Here is a 17,437-nt window from a genome sequence, read left to right as displayed (position 1 = left end):
TTACCGAGCGTGTGTCCACTCCCAAAAGCTCTCACTCCAGTTATCTCGATAGTGAAAAATTCCTTGCCATTCATAAAAATGTACAAAATCTTTCAGGTTAATTGTTTTATTGACATTTACGATCATGTAAAGAGGTTTATCTCCATAAAAAGAAGCCCACATAGTATAACTGCTAGGCGGCCCGACAACATAGTCGCACTCAGCCAGAGCATACATATCTTCAATTAAATGACCGCTGCCAAATCCACAGTTAAAATTATCAAATAAACTCTGCTTTTGCGGAAGATTAGAACAAATCAAAAACTTAATTTTTTTTCCTTCAAATAGCATTACCACATAATTCATGACTTGTAAATATTGCTCAGTTGTGTAAAAGTACCTCCCTTTTTGATGCTGAGCATAATCCCCTTGGCGGATGTGAATTCCGACGAGCATATCAGAGTTATTTTTTAAATTCAATATCAAACGATCTACATTGATTCTATATCGCTCTAATGGTTCAAAGTAGGCTCTAATCGGGTCGGCATACTTGTGTAACTTGGAAACATCTTCTACAAACCAGCCATCTCGAAACAGCCAGCCTTGAAAACAAACTATTGAGCCCTGCTTGATTTGTTCTATATCCTGATATTTTAGCCAGCTAAAAGGTTCTTTTCGGGTTATTTCTTGCGTTTTTAATATTTTTTTATTGCTTAAATACTTAATAAAATTATAATATTTATTTCTGACAAAGTTGTTGCCTGCTGCGGTAAAACATGGAGGAGGATAACAACACAAAAAATCCCCCGCGGTTCCCACAAATAATTCTGCATATTCGTCAAAAGCAGGATTGAGAACAGTCAAATTATGCTCGATCGCCCAAGCAATGAAATTAGCAAAAAGCAGCAGTCGATTTCCGAGTTGCCCCGACTTAGCAGATATTATTAGCATATTGTATTTTTGGGGCGGGCGGGAAGCCCACCCCACAACAATTTAATCAAAATTTGCTGTAATTGTAAGGTGTGCAATGCCCACCCTACATACTAAGAGCTGTGGCGTTTTTGGTGCCACTGCCAAGCATGGGAGATAATGTTCTTAATGTCGGGATATTCTGGAGACCAACCCAAGGTTTTGATGGCTTTCTCGCTGCTGCCAACCAAAGCAGGCGGGTCTCCAGGACGGCGTTCGCACTCAACAGCTTTAATCTCTTTTCCCGTCACTTGACGAGCCGTTTCTATCACCTCTTTCACCGAAAACCCGCCGCCATTGCCTAAATTAAAGAAATCAGATTTGCCACCCTTGAGCAAATATTCTAATCCCAAAATGTGAGCAGATGCCAAATCGTTAACGTGAATGTAATCCCGAATGCAAGTACCGTCAGGAGTATCGTAATCCGTGCCAAAAATCGAGATCGAATCTCGTTTCCCCAAAGCAGCGAACAACACCAGCGGAATCAAGTGAGTTTCTGGATTGTGATCCTCTCCTAACAACCCATTAGGATCGGCCCCAGCCGCGTTAAAATATCGGAAACAAACAGACTTGAAATCGTACGCAGCGTCAAAATCAGACAAAATCCGCTCTACCATTAACTTAGTAGCACCGTAGGGATTGATCGGGTTTTGCGGGTGGTCTTCGGTGAGCGGAATTTTCTGCGGTACGCCGTAAGTCGCGCAAGTAGAAGAAAACACAAATTTCTTCACCCCAGCAGCGATCATTGCTTCCAAAAGCGTAATAGTGCCGATGACATTGTTGCGATAATATTTAGCTGGGTCGGTAACAGATTCGCCTACGTAAGCGTAAGCAGAAAAGTGCATGACAGCATCAATCTTGTGCGAAGCAAACAAGTTGTCTAGGAGAGTGCGATCGTTCGTGTCGCCAACTACTAACTCCACCTGCAAAGCCCGATCTACTAAATCTTTGTGACCGTAAACTAAATTATCCAAAATCACCACACCGTAACCTGCGTTTTTCAGCGCTAATACCGCGTGAGAGCCAATATATCCAGCTCCGCCTGTCACCAAAATAGTTTGTTTTTCTGCACTCATTTTCTTCTGCCTGTTTTTGTAGCTGGGATTGCCAATAGCCTTGTTAATTTGAGACTTCCACATCTGATGCTTTTACACTCCGCGTGAGCCGGAGAATTAAAGCGAAATATATAGGCTTTGCTGTGCGAGACGAGAAGATCGCACTCCTAAAAAACGCTTTTTACACTCCAGATAGATGCTGACTGTGCAAGTCTTTCTATTCAATCGATAAACTTGAGGCGACCAATTTGGATATAATCAAATATGCGATTAATCTGATGTCGATCCTCTTCTGAAATTTTATCATCTGACAGGATAGCCGAAGTCAAAACTAAATGTTCCCGGCGAGTTATCTTACCAGACGCTACAATCCGATCGACTTTTTGAGAAATTGTTAAGTTCGATTTGTTGTGAGATGTTCGCATTTATTCGATCGCTTTTACGCTAAAATAATTAAAGTGGATTGCAGTTCTTGACCAAAAAATATTGCGTACCCAACTGTAAATCACTTGGATCGATAGCTGGATCGATAGCAGAAATAACGTATCAGAGTTTTACTTCCCAAGATAGATATGCGGACTTAATAAATCTGCAATCAGCCTTCGGATAGCGTTCAGACTAACTTAATTATATAATATTTTTCCGAGAGAGGCACTTTTCTATGCAGGTTTATCGGCTTCCGGTACTGTTCGACAATTACATTTTCTTGCTGCACGACCCCGATCGCCACACAGCAGCAGTCGTCGATCCAGCACGGTCGCAGCCAGTATTAGAGCAACTGCAAGCACTCGGAGCCGAATTAACCGCAATTTTCATTACCCACCACCACAGCGACCACATAGGTGGCAATCAGGAACTGATCGATCGCTTTCCCCAAATTAAAGTTTACGGCGGCGCAGAAGATAGAGGCAGAATTCCCGGACAGCAAGTGTTTTTACAAGCGGGCGATCGAGTTTCTTTTGCCAACAGAACCGCCGAAGTCTTCTTCGTACCCGGCCACACAAAAGCTCACATCGCCTACTATTTCCCCCCCAGCAACCCCAGCGAAACCGGCGAATTGTTCTGCGGCGACACCTTATTTGCCGGAGGCTGCGGCAGGCTCAAAGAAGGCACTCCCGCCCAAATGTTAGCCTCTTTGGGGCAACTGCGAAACTTGCCCGACAATACCAGAGTTTGGTGCGCCCACGAATACACGCTGAACAACCTGCAATTTGCCTTGAGTGTGGATGGCGACAATCCCGATTTACAGCAGCGCTTCGCCGAAGTCAAGGAAGCGCGGAGTCGATCGCAACCTACAATACCATCATCGATCGGCCTCGAAAAAAGCACAAACCCATTTTTGCGCTGGGACTTTCCCAAGATCCAATCAGCCACCAACACCCGCGATCCAGTGCAAACCTTCGCTCGATTGCGCGGCATGAAAGACCAATTTTAACTTTAACGTTTTTGTTGTTTTAGGTAACTCTTAAACTTGAGTATCGGTTCGCTCAACCACCTGTCAAGTCTTTTGTATTTTACGTTAAAGCTCGACAGCCCCTTAAACTTATTTGGGATTTTTTCCAGTTCGTCCTTAAACGGTGTCTGAGACAACATATCAAGCCATAATTGATTGGGGGCATTGCTTTCCCACGGTTTCGGTCTTGACATAAAGTGCATCACTTTACTTGACATATCATCAGTCTTGTGGTTGTTCCATCTTTGGTCTAATTGCTTCCACCTTCCCACTAAAACTGAATTTAATGCACCTTGATCGCGATCGCCCCAAACGTGGGTTCTAGCATTTTGGAGCAACTTTTCCGACAGTTGCTCTTCCTCCCAAACCTTCATGTTGTAAACTAAAACACCACTGTTGAAATAAGGGTTTCGATCTTGATAATTGTTGGGATTTCCCCAGGTGTTGGCTGCGGCTGCTATCGGCAGAGTTTGAAAATCTAGGTTCCACAGCGGCTTTAAGCTGCCCAGAACGATCGTATCGCTGTCGAGCCAAATCAGCCTTTCTGTTTCTTTAGTATATTTTCGCGGCTCCAATTTAACGTAAGGAAGTTTAGAGCCTGATACCGAAAGAAGTTGGTCGTAATTAGATTGCAATTCTTGCCATTCAATCTGGTATTTGCAGCAATTCTGTAACTGTTCCTTTTCCGGTGAATATATCCTGGTAGATACAACGCTAATTTTGACCTGCTCCTCCCCAGATTGGCTAACATTCAGATCTACAGACTTGAGAAGTGCTGCTAACCCGAGAATATAGGTGCGATCGGCTGCTGTGAATATGTGCATAGGATTAAGTTTGTGAGATGAACGGCAAAGGTAACACAAACGTTGGGAATTGAGGAAGTATGCGACCCTGTATTGAGGTAAATGCGATCGCCCATTTACCGTTGAGACGAACAAAATATTGCCTAAATTTCCGGTTAGATTTACACAAACAGACGGGGATTCTAAGTAGTTAGCCGCAAATAAAGTTTACAAGGTAACAGAATGTAAGGCGGGCATAACAAGAGCGATTGCTTCGTTTCACTCGCTGCGAGAGAGGGGTTATGTATTTGCAAGCTTCCTCTACTTATTTATCTGTGTGCAAGTACCATCTGTTCGCACCCGAAAACGAGCAACAGCCATTGGTAATATGCAGCAACGCGAAAAATAATGAGACAGACTAACCTGCCATCTGAAACAGCCAGAAAATTCCCCGTCGCCTGTGCTGAATCCCGCAACTGGTTCAGACGTGGGACTCTACGATAAAATAAATTGTCTAGAGATCGATATTACCGCACAACGATCGACATCCATCTTAGGTTTGAAGTGTCACCCTGCTCAAATCACAAGTTCCTCTGGTTATTTCCCTATTATCGATCGCGATTGGCTTGGCCAAAAGTAAAATGAGCGTTGTTAGAAACCGATGCAAAACCCACGCAATACTGAACCCCAACCAAAAATGGACCCATCTGTTTCAACGGATTCTAACAAAGTGTTCTACCCAGCCGCGCCTTTGCCAACCGATGTAGGGATGCTTCTGCAATTGGCAGACGGTAGCATTCAGGGCTGCAATTGTCACGCCCAGGATCTGTTGGGGATGACAGCAGAACAGATGCTCTTATGCACTTCAATCAACAGTCGGTGGCAGACTGTGCGTGAAGATGGCTCGGATTTTCCCGGCGAGACGCATCCGGCGATGGTGGCGCTGCAAACCGGGCAACCATGTTTAAATGCCATCATGGGCTTTTATCGGCCACAGGGAGAATTGATTTGGTTGACGCTCAATTCTCAACCTTTATTTCAGGGAGATCGATCGACTCCCTATGCGGTAGTAACAACCTTCACTCCTATCGCTCAACCTCAGCCCGAACCAGTCTGTAATGCGCCCGCGCCACAACTGTCAGACACCCTCGAAAGTATTTCCGACGGGTTCTTTGCTTTGGATCGAGACTGGCGATTTACCTACCTCAATTCGCAAGCGGCGCGGTGGCTGAATCGACCCTCGAAAGATTTGATTGGCCACAGCATTTGGGAAGAGTTTCCCGAATCAGTGGGCAGTTTGTTTGAGCAGGAATATCGCCACGCCGCCACCTTCCAAGTTACAGTTAGTTTTGAATCTTTTTATCCGCCACTTAATGCTTGGTATGCGGTACGAGCTTATCCCATCCCATCGGGACTTGCCGTTTATTTTCAAGATGTAACCGAGCAGAAGGCAGCTCGGGCTGCTTTTGTTAAACAAGCGCAAACAGTGCAGCAACAACTAGCAGAAATCGAGGCGATTTATGCTAGCGCGCCGATCGGACTTTGCTTCCTTGATACTGAGTTGCGGTTTGTGCGCCTCAACGATCGCCTCGCAGAAATTAACCGAGTTCCAGCCGCCGCCCACATCGGCAAAACATTGCGCGAAATCTTGCCAGAAATGGCAGATGATTTAGAGCCGCTTTACCGACAAGTTATTGAAACTAAAGTTCCACTTCAACAGCTCGAAGTTCGCAGGACGAACTCAGCACAGCCGGGAGTCGAACAGGATTGGCTGTTGAGTCTCTATCCGCTGAAAGCCGAGGACGATCGCGTTTTGGGCGTGAATGTGACGGTGCATGAAATTACCGAACGCAAAGCTACCAAAAAAGAAATTCAACGGCTCAACCAAGAACTAGAGCGACGAGTTAATGAACTGCAATCGATACTTGATGCTGTACCCGTCGGTATTACGATCGCCGACGACCCACAGTGTCAAGTAATTCGTGCTAATCGGTTTGCCCAGTCGATGTTGATAGTGCCGCCCGATACAAATGTTTCTGGAACCGGAGAGCAAGCTGCAGCCCTTCCGTTTAGACGATTCCGCAACGGAGAAGAAATTCCCGGAGAACAACTGCCGATGCAACTGGCCGTGGCTTCCGGCGTCCAAGTGCGAGATATGGAAATTCAAATGGTGCGCGAGGACGGGGTTGCCTTTGATTGGTTGGTGAATGCGGTGCCGTTATTTGACGAGCAGGGTGCAGTTCGTGGCTGTGTGGCGGCGTTTATGGATATTAGCGAGCGGAAACAAGCTATTGCTGCTTTGCGCCGCTCTGAGGAACGCTATCGCACTTTGTTTGAGTCCCTAGACGAAGGTTTTTGCATCATCGAAATGCTGTTTGACGCCAACGAAAAGCCGATCGATTACCGCTTTTTGGAAGTCAATCCGGCCTTCTTGAAACAAACCGGACTCGAACAACCTGCGGGTAAAACGGTGCGGCAGCTCGTTCCGGATCTCGAAGATTATTGGTTTGAGATGTACGGCAAAGTCGCGCTGACGGGGGAGTCCTTGCGCTTCGAGCACGGCTCGGAAGTCATGAACCGCTGGTTCGAGGTTTTGGCGTTCCGCACTCCTGAGCCACACAGCCGAAAAGTCGCCTTACTTTTCAAAGAAATCAGCGATCGCAAACAATCAGAGAATCGGTTGCGGCAACAGGAAGAACAACTGCGGCTGTTCGTTAAACATTCGCCTGCGGGGGTGGCGATGTTTGACCGCCAGATGCGGTATATGCTGGTGAGCGACCGCTGGCTATCAAGTTACGGGCTCGGCGATCGAAACATTGTGGGTCGATCGCACTACGACATCTTTCCCAATTTGCCCGATAGTTTCAAACAAATCCACCAGCGCTGTCTGGCGGGAGCAGTCGAACTCTGCCAAGAAGATCTGTTTCCCCGCCCTGATGGCTTAATCGACTGGGTGCAGTGGGAAATTCACCCTTGGCGAACCAATACCAATGAGATTGGCGGCATCATGATTTTTTGCGAAATCATCACCGATCGCAAAAACGCTGAACTCGCGGTGCTAGCGGCCTCCCAGCAAGTCAGCAATATTATAGAAAGTATTACTGATGCCTTTATGGCTATCGATTCACAATGGCGCTATACCTACGTTAATACCACAGCAGAAAAACTGCTTTCTCGCTCTCGATCGGACTTGCTAGGTCGATCGATCTGGGAGGTATTCCCCGCCGAGAAAGAATCCAATTCGAGGGCATATCAAGAATTTCATCGAGTCGTTAACGAGCAAGTTTCTGTCAAGTTTGAAGAGTTTTCGCCGTCGCTCCAAATGTATATAGAAGTGAGCGCCTATCCAGCCGCCGAAGGATTTACGGCTTATTGGAGCGATATTAGCGATCGCAAACGCACTGAAGAAGAACTGCGGCAAAAGAATGCAATTTTGAATTTGATTAACGAGTCAGCGCCCACGCCAATTTTTGTCAAAGATCGAGAAGGACGGATTATTTATGCAAATCCAGCCACGCTGGACGTACTGGGCAAACCTGCTGCTGAAGTAATTGGGCGGCGCGATCGCGATTTATACCCAATAGCAGAACTTGGAGCCACAGTCACTGACAACGATCGGCGCATTATGGAATCCGGACAAACAGAAGTCGTCGAAGAATCTCCCGATGGCATTCGGACATTTGTGTCAATGAAAGCTCCCTACCGCGATGGGGCCGGAGAAGTCATCGGCTTGATTGGCATCTCCAACGACATCACAAATCGCAAACGAGCAGAAGTCGCCATGCAAGAACAAACTAAGTTATTGCAAGTAATCATTGACAGCATTGGTGATGGTTTGATTTTGGCTAACCAACAAGGGGAGTTTGTGTTGTTTAACCGAGCCGCCGTGGGGATATTCGGTCAGCTATCGAATGAAAAATCTTGTGAGGAATGGTCGAGCACTTACGGACTTTTTATGACTGACAAAAAAACCCTCTTTCCCGACGCTGAACTACCTCTAGCCAGAGCAATCAAAGGTGAATATGTTAATGATGTAGAGGTATTTGTCCGCCGCGAAGATTCCGAAGATCGCTGGATCAGTATCAGCGGTTATCCGGTAGTTGATACTAGCAGCGAAATCAAAGGCGGAGTGATTGTCTGTCGGGATATCACAGAACGCAAACAAGCCGAAGCAGCGCTGCAAGAAAGCGAAGAACGATTCCGCAATATGGCTAACAATGCTCCTTTTATGGTATGGGTAACAAACTCCACAGGCTACTGTAGTTTCCTGAGCCAAACCTGGTATGACTTCACAGGTCAAACTGAGGAAATAGGTTTGGGATTGGGTTGGGTAAACGCGCTGCATCCAGAAGACCGAGAATACGCCAAGAACGCATTTTTGACCGCCAACGAACGCCAGGAATCTTTCCGCGTGGAATATCGCATCAGGCGTAAGGATGGCGGATATTCTTGGGCGATCGATGCGGCTGCTCCCAGATTTTCCGAAAGCGGACAATTTGAGGGTTATATCGGCTCTGTTATCGACATTACAGAGCGCAAACAAGTGGAAACCGAGCGCGATATGGTTCTGCAATTAGAACAAACGGCCCGCGCGGAAGCGGAACGAGCTAACCGCATTAAAGACGAGTTTCTGGCGGTGCTTTCTCACGAGTTGCGATCGCCCCTGAATCCGATTTTAGGCTGGTCGCAACTGCTCGTCGGCGGCAAGCTGAAGGCGCATCAAACTGCCAAGGCTTTTGAGACGATCGAGCGTAACGCCAGACTACAATCTCAACTAATCGAAGACTTGCTTGACGTGTCTCGGATTCTGCAAGGAAAACTCACATTGAATGTTGCTCCGGTGAATCTGGCAACCATTATTCCGTCTGCGGTGGAAACCGTGCAATTAGCAGCAGAAGCTAAAAAAATTCAAATTAAAATTATTTTAAATCCAGATGTCGGCCAAGTTGTAGGCGATACAAGTCGCTTGCAACAAATTGTGTGGAACTTGTTATCAAACTCGGTGAAATTCACGCCCGAAGGCGGTCGAGTTGAAGTTCGATTAGAGCAAGTCGAACACCAAGCTCAAATTCAAGTCACAGACACTGGTAAAGGCATTACTCCCGATTTCTTACCTTATGTTTTTGACCATTTTCGACAAGAAGATGGCGCCACAACTCGTAAATTTGGTGGCTTGGGACTGGGATTGGCGATCGTCCGCCAACTGATCGAACTTCACGGCGGAACGGTGTTTGCAGAAAGCGCCGGAGAAGGTCAAGGAGCGACGTTTACGGTGAGATTACCGCTATTAAATGATGGTTCTAGAAGGCAGGGGGAGGAAGAACGTCATGGGGATGCTTGTCCCGATATGCCATCCTTGCCACTAGCTGGATTGAGAATTTTGGTGGTAGATGATGAGCTCGACTCGCGAGATTTTGTCGCTTTCGTGCTTGAGGAAGCGGGTGCAGAGGTGATTTCCCTGTCATCTGCTGCTGAGGCGCTAGAGTCGATCGAACAAACTGCACCGGATTTGCTCGTCAGCGACATCGGAATGCCCCACATGGACGGATATATGTTGATAAATCGCATCCGCACTCAGCTTGCGCCTGAGTATCGGCAGTTGTTGGCGATCGCGTTAACGGCTTATGCTGGAGAAGGGAACCAGCGCCAAGTTTTGCAAGCCGGATTTGACAAACACTTAGCCAAGCCGATCGATCCGACCCAGTTAGTTGCTACTGTAGCGCGATCGATCGTCCAGCGCCTTGAAAATAAAGCCTGAGTGTTCTGTAAGATCTTGCACTGTAGTTGATTTGGCTCATTACAGCACCCCGGTTTTGCGTAATTTCAAACTGAATTTACCCGTTAAAAATATTATCCCTGTTTCTTCCCTCGAACCTCGAATCTCAACATCCATCCGTTAAATCCGTTAAATCCGTTACATCCGCTACATAATCCGTTGCCGAACTTCCTTCTCCCTTGCGATCGCCCCTCAAACTTCGCTATTATAAAAAGTTGCAGTTAAAACCCCACAACCCACGATCATGGCCAAGCGCGTCCAATTAGTTTTAAATAAAGATGTCAGCAAACTCGGTAAAGCTGGCGACGTAGTAGAAGTAGCCCCAGGTTACGCCCGCAACTACCTAGTACCCCAAGGAATGGGATTTAGAGCCACTCCTGGCATTCTCAAGCAAGCAGAACGCCGCCGTGAAGAAGAAAGACTGCGCCAGCTAGAGCTCAAGCAGCAAGCTGAAGTCCGCAAAACCGCCCTCCAATCGGCTGGGCCTTTTATCATCTCCAAGCAAGTTGGCGAAGCTGACGCGATTTTTGGTACTGTCACCAACCAAGAAGTAGCAGAACTGATTTTCAACTCTACCAGTCAAGAAGTCGATCGGCGCGGCATCACTCTGCCCGAAATTCGCCAAACTGGTACCTACAAAGCTGAAATCAAACTACACGCAGAAGTTACCGCCGAAGTTGATATTCAAGTTGTTCCGATGTAATTAAGAGTCATCAGTCATCAGTCATCAGTCATTAGTTGTTAGTCATTAGTCATTAGCTAACAACTAAGCACTGCTAACTTGCAAAGTGAGTTACGCTAACTTACACATTGAGAACTGATTACTAATAAGTGGCCACTAATAACTAATGACTGAGAAATATTGACTAATGAGCGATTTGATGCCGACAAATATAGAGGCAGAAGAAGCAATTTTGGGCGGGATTTTAATTGACCCAGAAGCTATTTCCCGAATTGCCGAACTGCTGCGGCCGGAGTTTTTTGCCATCACCGCTCATCAAGTCATTTATCGATCGGCATTAGGGCTATTTTTACAGGGTCAACCTACCGATTTAATGACGGTAACAACGGCACTAACCGACCGCAACCAGTTAGAGCAAGTAGGAGGACTAACTAAATTAGCACAATTAGTCGATCGCACAGTTTCCGCAGTCAACATCGACCAATATGCAGTTTTAGTTGAAGACAAATATCAGCGCCGCAAATTAATCGAAGCTGGCAACAACATAGTACAATTAGGTTACGAGACGGCAACACCGCTAGAAACAGTCTTAGACCGCGCCGAACAAGAAATTTTCAGCATAACTCAAGAACGTCCGCAACAGGATTTAGTGTCGATCGGCGAAACACTCAACCAAACATTTCAAGACCTAGAAAATCGCAATGAAGGCCTGACACTTCCCGGCATTCCCTGCGGTTTCTATGACTTAGATGCGATGACAGGAGGCTTTCAGCGCTCGGATTTAATCATCGTTGCGGCCAGGCCGGCGATGGGCAAAACGGCCTTTTGTACCAATATCGCCCACCACATCGCCGCCGGACAGCAAAAATTTCCCGTTGCCGTTTTCAGCTTAGAAATGTCGAAAGAACAGCTAGTGCAGCGTATCCTGTCCAGTGAAGCCAAAATAGAAAGTAACAGGTTGCGATCGGGTAGAATCAGTCAAAACGAATGGGAACCAATCAGTACAGCCATTGGGAATTTATCAGAACTACCGCTGTTTATTGACGATACTCCCAATATTACCGTCACAGAAATACGATCGAAAGTCCGCCGCCTCCAAGCAGAACAAGGCGGAACCCTAGGATTAGTCTTGCTAGATTACCTGCAATTAATGGAAGGTACCAGCGACAACCGCGTGCAAGAACTATCTCGAATTACCAGAAGTCTTAAAGGTTTAGCCCGCGAACTCAACGTGCCGATTATTGCCTTATCTCAGTTGAGTCGGGGTGTGGAAGCGAGGACAAACAAGCGGCCGATGATGTCTGATTTACGCGAAAGCGGATCGATCGAGCAAGACGCAGATTTAGTAATTATGCTCTATCGCGATGAATATTACAACCCTGATTCGCCCGATCGCGGAATTGCAGAAGTAATTATTACCAAACACAGAAACGGCCCCACAGGAATCATCAAACTATTATTTGACGCCCAATATACCTGCTTTCGCAATCTGGCATCTCCGAAGCGATCGTAAATCAACCAGGAAATACACAGAAACCCGGTTTCTTAATAAAAAAACCGGGTTTCTAAACACCGTAAAAGTTTTACGTTGAATTAGATTGAGCTACCTAGCCAGCGATTTTCAACAATTCCACATCAAAAATCAGCGTAGCATTAGGAGGAATGACTCCGCCCGCACCGCGAGCACCGTAACCGAGTTCAGGGGGAATAATCAACTGGCGGCGGTCTCCAACTTTCATCGTACCGACACCTTCATCCCAACCCTTAATTACTTGACCCACGCCAATTTTGAACTGAAAAGGAGAATTGCGATCGCGCGAACTGTCAAACTTCGTGCCATCCTCCAAAGTCCCAGTGTAGTGTACCACAACCGTCTGCCCGGTTTTTGGAGTCGCCCCATTACCCTCTTTCAATTCAACATATTTCAGACCTGAATCTGTGGTGACAGTTTTATCAGTATTATCAGTCATGTCATTGCCAGCGATAGTAGCTGGTACCTCCGGTAAAGTAGCATCAGCTACTAGCAAGTTATTTTCATTCAAAGACTGTGCTGACAACTTCTCAATAACAGTCTCTGGTAAAAGATTATTCAATTCGGCTGCAACTGCTTGGGACCCAGAACCGCCCATTTGAGCGACTATCAAAAACACAAAGCAAACCAGCATTACCCCCAAGCTGACTAGAACTCCTCGCAAAATTAACCCTCCTAATACTTTTAACCGCGATATCTCAGATATCTAAGACATCTAGTACAACAAGAACTACCAAATGTTATCTGAACTTTTCCACCAAAAAACGGCAGGTTCCAGATAATTTTAAAGGCAAAAGTATGAAGTCAGAATGTTTGTAATTCTACATAAGTGGCTTCTACATAAGTGCCTTTTTTAGGCTTCTGCCTTTGGGTGACAATTTTATCACAAGATAGCAGCGAACTCCTCGCGGGCGTTAGCGAAGCCCTCGAAGAGGATCGACCTCAGCGCCAGTTACGGTTTTCTAAATCCCGCATCTGACGTTCCAAACGATCGAGCCTTCCCCGCAACTCATCCATTTCGGACTGTCGGGGAACTCCCATATCTTGCAGCATATTCCGTAGTTGCCGCTGCAACTGCGTATCCCAATTTCCCTGTTCAGACTTGAGGTGCTCCGTCATGTCATCGACAAAGGTTTTGGCTTGCTCAGGATTGATTTTGCCATCTTTAACCCATTGCTCGCTGACTTCCTGCAATTTCTCTGCCACCAGGGAGGTAGTACCAATGCCCAGCATTACCAGTTGTTTGAGTAAGTTGCTATTGTTATCCATAGATTTTTCCTAATGTTTGCCCTTTCATACCCGAGCGGCTCAGGTCGCCTGCTGTCGCTGCGAAACCATCTGTAAACTTAAAGTTACATCAGCGCACACCTACCTTTCTATTTTGGAGCATCCAGCCGCCTGATGGCGAGCCGATCGCGCTAATCGGCGTTCGGAAAACCCGCTAATGAGCCTACCCACCACATTACCCCATAACCCTGCTGTCTATGCCTGATTGCCCCCGCTGTCACCAACCTGTAGACGCCCAAGCCCTCGCCTGTCCACACTGCAAAATTCCCCTCAAAGCTTTCGGTCATCCGGGTATCCCTCTTTATCGATCAAAACCCGAAGAATTTCTCTGCCCTACCTGTATTTATCACGAAGACGACACTTGCAACTACCCGCAGCGTCCCTTTGCCAAAGAATGCACGCTTTATCACGATCGAGCTGAGCCACTTGTGCCACAGACGAGCCATTACATCAGCAGCGGCTGGCCGCAATCAATCAAAAATTGGTGTCAGCGCCATCTCGTTTGGTTAGCTTTATTAGCTTTAATTATTATTAGCATTGCTGTGTCGATTTAATCTCACATCTTGCACCATTTTCAAGAACAGGCTTATTGACAATGGTGCAACATCTCTGTTCACTCGGATTGTACAAAGCCTAGAATAGAGATATCTCTGTTAATCTGGGTTGCTCTATTATTCTCTAAATTATTCATGAGTTACGTATTCGGCATCGACGGCGGCGGCACTAAAACTATCTGCCTTTTAATGGATGACAACCACCTTGTTTTAGGACGGGGTGAAGCAGGGCCGTCAAATTATCAAACCCTGGGAATTGAGACAGCAAAACAATCCATCCAATTGGCGATCGAACGAGCAGTTCTGTCCGCTCAGGTCGAGGCTGTAGGCAATCTCAACATAGAAGCAATTGGTTTGGGACTAGCAGGCGTCGGGCGTCCAAAAGATCGCGAAATAGTGCAATTTGTAGTGCAGAACTTGCAGTTGACAAATACTTTACCAGTAACCCGATCGTTCTTGCCCAGGAATATAGTAATTTGCAGCGACTGCGCGATCGCACTTGCTGGCGGTACAGGTCATCCGGTGGGTATCGCCGTTATTTCAGGAACCGGTTCGATTGTTTTCGGGCAAAACCGTCACGGGAAAACTAAACGAGTCGGCGGTTGGGGATATATTTTAGGCGATGAAGGCAGCGGATATAACATCGCCCTTCAGGGTTTGCAAGCTGCTTTGAAATTCTATGACGGACGCGAAGATTTTACCCTGCTTGCCGAAAAATTTCAAAAGCATTTAGGCCTCAATAACCTAGAAGAATTGGTAGAAGTCGTTTACGGGCGCGGTTGGGGAGTCAAAGAAATTGCAACTTTAGCACCAATAGTCGATCGAGCCGCAGCAGAGGGCGATCGCGTCGCTGACGGCATTATCAATAATGCTGTGGCAGAATTAACCTATTCAACAAAAATAGCCATTTCAGCGCTATTTAACCAAACAGAAGAATTTGAAATTGTGCTCGTAGGAGGTGTGTGGGGCGGCGAGGCAAATTGCCGAGGTCGGTTTGAAGCTGCAATAAGTGCGACCGCCCCAAAAGCTAAGGTAATCTCGCCCCGATACGAACCAGCTTTCGGTGCAGGATTGTTAGCCTTAAACGCTCTCAACAATTAATTGTTGACTGTTGACTGTTGAATGCTGACTTTTGACTATCTTCCTTATCTTCCCGATAGCCCCTGTATTGCCGATTTTCTCGATTTTTCCAAATTTTCAACTTCTGGATTATCGACCTTATCTTCCCAACTGGTAGAATTCCAGCCTGCCATAATCAAAACATCAGATGAATGCGAAACCAGAAACAAATTTAGCAGTAGTGCGTTCCTAAGTAAACAAAAACCGAAACAAGGAGACAATTTATATGATTACTTCTCAAAAATGGCGTTCAGCAACAGCAGCAATCCTCGCACTGGGCATTACAGTGGGAACCAGCGCGCCGCTGGTGGTAGCTAATCCTGCAGAAGCTCAACAACGAATTTCCCAATTTGATAGCATCCGCATTCCCTCGGGCAGTGTAATTCCAGTTAGCTATGAAAAAGACAAAATAGTTGTCACCCGCGAAGAAACTGCACCTTTAACTTTAACTGTAGCGCAAGACATCCGCACACCTCAAGGCAGAGTATTAATCCCCAGAGGCAGCCAGATAGTCGGGGCACTGCAACCTGTCAGAAGAGGCAATCAAAGTGGTACTCAATTTGTTGCCAGAGAGTTAGTTATCAGCCGCCGCCAACGCTATCGGATTGACGGAAATTCAGGAATTATTACCAGAACCGAAAGAGTCCAAAAAGGTGCTGGCACAGGTTCAGTAGCCCAAGGTGCAGCTTTGGGTGCAGCAGCAGCAGCAGCACTCGCAGGCATTACCGGCGACAAAGCCATCGCCACGGAAGAAGTATTAGGAGGCGCTGGGATCGGCGCTTTAGCTGGAGTATTGTTGGGGCGGCGCAGCGTTGACGTACTCGTGATTCGCCCGGAACAAGATTTAGCAGTAAGATTGCGATCGGACATCGTACTCCGGTAATATTGGAATCTTCGGATTAATTATTTGCAGTAAAACATTGTCGATCGCTAACTTGTGGTCTCCCGATAATTGGCTAGGCATACTGTTAAGGTTGTGCCTAGCCATGTTTGTTGGCGGAATTATTGGATGGGAGCGCCAACTCAGAAACAAACCAGCGGGATTGAGAACTCATATGCTAGTTAGTATGGGTTCTGCACTGTTTGTTTTAATGCCGCTGGCAATGGGTAAAAATGAAAACGGAGGAGATGCTGTAGCGCGGGTAATTCAAGGCATTGCTGCCGGGATTGGGTTTTTGGGAGGCGGAGAAATCATGCGGCAAAATCAGCAGGAAAGAGGCAAACCGGAAGTTCACGGGCTTACCTCTGCCGCCGCTATTTGGGTATCAGCAGCTTTAGGAACTGCGGCAGGATGCGGGTTGTGGCAACTGGCATTAATTGGCGCTTTAATGTCGCTGTTTGTTCTGAGAGTAATTAAAGAGTTAGAGCGTCGGAGTCGTAGGAAATAGTCTCATTGAGTATATTCAATTTGGCAAAATAACCTTACAATGTTGCTAGTAACGCCGCAATTACCAACTCGTTTGATGAATCTTCACTACTAACCAATTTGATTGCGGTTAATCGAGGGTAAATAATATTAGTTTTTTCATACCAAGTCGAGTTAATCACTTATCATAAATTGTTGGCTATCCTCCCCGCCAGACCTGTCAATGTATTGAAAAAGTAGCTCAAACCTATCATAATAAGGAGTGCAACCGGAATTGATATATAGCAATCCTATATGAATTGTGAAAAGGCATCAAATTTTTTCAAGTTAGGAAAATTGAAAAGATTATATTTAGCAAACAATTGAAATAAAAGATTAATAATATTAATTTTTTTGACTAAACGATAAAACATCCCGATCAAACTTTTTAATTGAAACCATATTGCTTCAATTGGATTTTCTTCGGGTGCATAAGGGGCAAAAAGTTCACAAGTAATTTTCCATTCCAAAGGGGCTAGTCCTTCATTTTGTTTTGCTAAAAATTTCCGCCTATTCTCTCCGGTATGATGCCTGATTTCATCCCAAAATATTAACAATCTTTTTCCGACATTTCTTTTGTAAATTTTCGACAACTTTGACAGTATTTTCTCCATTCCCCCTTGAATACTTGGCGACAATTAAATCTGGCTCTAACAAATTTAATGCACCATAATAAGTTTGCCTATCTTTATAATTATTAATTGGTATTTCCACGCGTTCTTTTGACTTTCCCCATCCTTCACCTACAATGTCTCCTCCATTAAATGGCAGGGTAAGCTCATCTAATTTGGTATAAATTGTACTTGACAATGACTCAAATGAGTGTTCTTAAGTCAAGTCGCTAT

Annotated in this window: 16 protein-coding genes; 8 read left to right on the top strand and 8 right to left on the bottom strand. The window is 46.0% G+C overall.

Annotated elements, in window-relative coordinates:
- The 3 genes from QUA45_RS11650 to QUA45_RS11640 all read right to left on the bottom strand — a co-directional run bounded on the left by QUA45_RS11650 (position 1) and on the right by QUA45_RS11640 (position 2,428).
- On the bottom strand, positions 1-843 hold the full coding sequence (locus tag QUA45_RS11650) for an alpha-1,2-fucosyltransferase (protein ID WP_333148840.1): 843 nt from the start codon (positions 841-843) through the stop codon (positions 1-3).
- 179 nt (positions 844-1,022) lie between these two features.
- Positions 1,023-2,024, bottom strand: coding sequence for a UDP-glucose 4-epimerase GalE (gene galE, locus QUA45_RS11645; protein WP_333095070.1), 1,002 nt, complete (start codon positions 2,022-2,024; stop codon positions 1,023-1,025).
- 200 nt (positions 2,025-2,224) lie between these two features.
- Positions 2,225-2,428: a hypothetical protein gene (locus QUA45_RS11640; protein ID WP_190659093.1), complete on the bottom strand. Its 204-nt coding sequence runs from the start codon at positions 2,426-2,428 to the stop codon at positions 2,225-2,227.
- 236 nt (positions 2,429-2,664) lie between these two features.
- Between QUA45_RS11640 and gloB the strand changes: the two genes are divergently transcribed.
- Positions 2,665-3,438, top strand: a complete 774-nt coding sequence (gene gloB / locus QUA45_RS11635; protein ID WP_333095071.1) for a hydroxyacylglutathione hydrolase — start codon at positions 2,665-2,667, stop codon at positions 3,436-3,438.
- A 2-nt stretch (positions 3,439-3,440) separates the two neighbouring features.
- Here the strand turns inward: gloB and QUA45_RS11630 are convergent, their stop codons facing one another.
- The gene (locus tag QUA45_RS11630; RefSeq protein WP_333095073.1) at positions 3,441-4,280 is read right to left on the bottom strand and encodes a glycosyltransferase; all 840 of its coding nucleotides are present in this window, start codon (positions 4,278-4,280) and stop codon (positions 3,441-3,443) included.
- 619 nt (positions 4,281-4,899) lie between these two features.
- Here QUA45_RS11630 and QUA45_RS11625 point away from each other — a divergent pair.
- The 3 genes from QUA45_RS11625 to dnaB all read left to right on the top strand — a co-directional run bounded on the left by QUA45_RS11625 (position 4,900) and on the right by dnaB (position 12,209).
- Positions 4,900-9,996: a PAS domain-containing protein gene (locus tag QUA45_RS11625; protein ID WP_333220793.1), complete on the top strand. Its 5,097-nt coding sequence runs from the start codon at positions 4,900-4,902 to the stop codon at positions 9,994-9,996.
- Between the two features lie 262 nt (positions 9,997-10,258).
- Complete coding sequence (gene rplI / locus QUA45_RS11620) at positions 10,259-10,717, top strand: 50S ribosomal protein L9 (protein WP_006634794.1); 459 nt, start codon at positions 10,259-10,261, stop codon at positions 10,715-10,717.
- Positions 10,718-10,883: 166 nt separating this feature from the next.
- A complete protein-coding gene (gene dnaB, locus QUA45_RS11615) occupies positions 10,884-12,209 on the top strand; it encodes a replicative DNA helicase (protein WP_190735109.1) in 1,326 nt (441 codons plus the stop codon).
- A gap of 94 nt (positions 12,210-12,303) precedes the next feature.
- On the opposite strand, the gene QUA45_RS11610 is transcribed toward dnaB, so the two are convergent.
- Both QUA45_RS11610 and QUA45_RS11605 read right to left on the bottom strand, forming a co-directional pair.
- Complete coding sequence (locus tag QUA45_RS11610; protein ID WP_333095075.1) at positions 12,304-12,891, bottom strand: FKBP-type peptidyl-prolyl cis-trans isomerase; 588 nt, start codon at positions 12,889-12,891, stop codon at positions 12,304-12,306.
- 278 nt (positions 12,892-13,169) lie between these two features.
- The gene (locus QUA45_RS11605) at positions 13,170-13,496 is read right to left on the bottom strand and encodes a phasin family protein (protein ID WP_242723321.1); all 327 of its coding nucleotides are present in this window, start codon (positions 13,494-13,496) and stop codon (positions 13,170-13,172) included.
- Between the two features lie 215 nt (positions 13,497-13,711).
- Between QUA45_RS11605 and QUA45_RS11600 the strand changes: the two genes are divergently transcribed.
- The 4 genes from QUA45_RS11600 (at position 13,712) to QUA45_RS11585 (ending at position 16,575) form a co-directional block, all read left to right on the top strand.
- Entirely contained in the window at positions 13,712-14,068 is a 357-nt protein-coding gene (locus QUA45_RS11600; protein WP_333148834.1) for a zinc ribbon domain-containing protein, read from the top strand.
- A 135-nt stretch (positions 14,069-14,203) separates the two neighbouring features.
- Positions 14,204-15,169, top strand: coding sequence for a BadF/BadG/BcrA/BcrD ATPase family protein (locus QUA45_RS11595; RefSeq protein ID WP_333095077.1), 966 nt, complete (start codon positions 14,204-14,206; stop codon positions 15,167-15,169).
- Between the two features lie 244 nt (positions 15,170-15,413).
- Positions 15,414-16,070, top strand: coding sequence for a hypothetical protein (locus QUA45_RS11590; RefSeq protein ID WP_333095078.1), 657 nt, complete (start codon positions 15,414-15,416; stop codon positions 16,068-16,070).
- A 37-nt stretch (positions 16,071-16,107) separates the two neighbouring features.
- Complete coding sequence (locus QUA45_RS11585; protein WP_333220790.1) at positions 16,108-16,575, top strand: MgtC/SapB family protein; 468 nt, start codon at positions 16,108-16,110, stop codon at positions 16,573-16,575.
- A 268-nt stretch (positions 16,576-16,843) separates the two neighbouring features.
- Here the strand turns inward: QUA45_RS11585 and QUA45_RS11580 are convergent, their stop codons facing one another.
- Both QUA45_RS11580 and QUA45_RS11575 read right to left on the bottom strand, forming a co-directional pair.
- The gene (locus tag QUA45_RS11580) at positions 16,844-17,149 is read right to left on the bottom strand and encodes a hypothetical protein (protein ID WP_333220788.1); all 306 of its coding nucleotides are present in this window, start codon (positions 17,147-17,149) and stop codon (positions 16,844-16,846) included.
- Positions 17,130-17,402 carry a hypothetical protein gene (locus QUA45_RS11575; RefSeq protein WP_333220786.1) on the bottom strand — a complete coding sequence of 91 codons (273 nt, stop codon included), beginning with the start codon at positions 17,400-17,402 and terminating at the stop codon, positions 17,130-17,132. The genes QUA45_RS11580 and QUA45_RS11575 overlap by 20 nt, the downstream gene beginning before the upstream one ends.
- Positions 17,403-17,437: the final 35 nt, after the last annotated feature.

This window comes from Microcoleus sp. Pol12A5 (genome assembly GCF_036701435.1).
Lineage (GTDB): Bacteria > Cyanobacteriota > Cyanobacteriia > Cyanobacteriales > Microcoleaceae > Microcoleus.
This window is presented reverse-complemented; position numbering and strand designations above follow the sequence as displayed.

Coding starts and splice junctions, on each gene's coding strand:
- rplI (WP_006634794.1), top strand. CDS start 10,259: ATGGCCAAGCGCGTCCAATTAGTTTTAAATAAAGATGTCAGCAAACTC.
- QUA45_RS11640 (WP_190659093.1), bottom strand. CDS start 2,428: ATGCGAACATCTCACAACAAATCGAACTTAACAATTTCTCAAAAAGTC.
- QUA45_RS11605 (WP_242723321.1), bottom strand. CDS start 13,496: ATGGATAACAATAGCAACTTACTCAAACAACTGGTAATGCTGGGCATT.
- QUA45_RS11625 (WP_333220793.1), top strand. CDS start 4,900: ATGCAAAACCCACGCAATACTGAACCCCAACCAAAAATGGACCCATCT.
- QUA45_RS11590 (WP_333095078.1), top strand. CDS start 15,414: ATGATTACTTCTCAAAAATGGCGTTCAGCAACAGCAGCAATCCTCGCA.
- galE (WP_333095070.1), bottom strand. CDS start 2,024: ATGAGTGCAGAAAAACAAACTATTTTGGTGACAGGCGGAGCTGGATAT.
- dnaB (WP_190735109.1), top strand. CDS start 10,884: ATGAGCGATTTGATGCCGACAAATATAGAGGCAGAAGAAGCAATTTTG.
- QUA45_RS11595 (WP_333095077.1), top strand. CDS start 14,204: ATGAGTTACGTATTCGGCATCGACGGCGGCGGCACTAAAACTATCTGC.
- QUA45_RS11600 (WP_333148834.1), top strand. CDS start 13,712: ATGCCTGATTGCCCCCGCTGTCACCAACCTGTAGACGCCCAAGCCCTC.
- gloB (WP_333095071.1), top strand. CDS start 2,665: ATGCAGGTTTATCGGCTTCCGGTACTGTTCGACAATTACATTTTCTTG.
- QUA45_RS11630 (WP_333095073.1), bottom strand. CDS start 4,280: ATGCACATATTCACAGCAGCCGATCGCACCTATATTCTCGGGTTAGCA.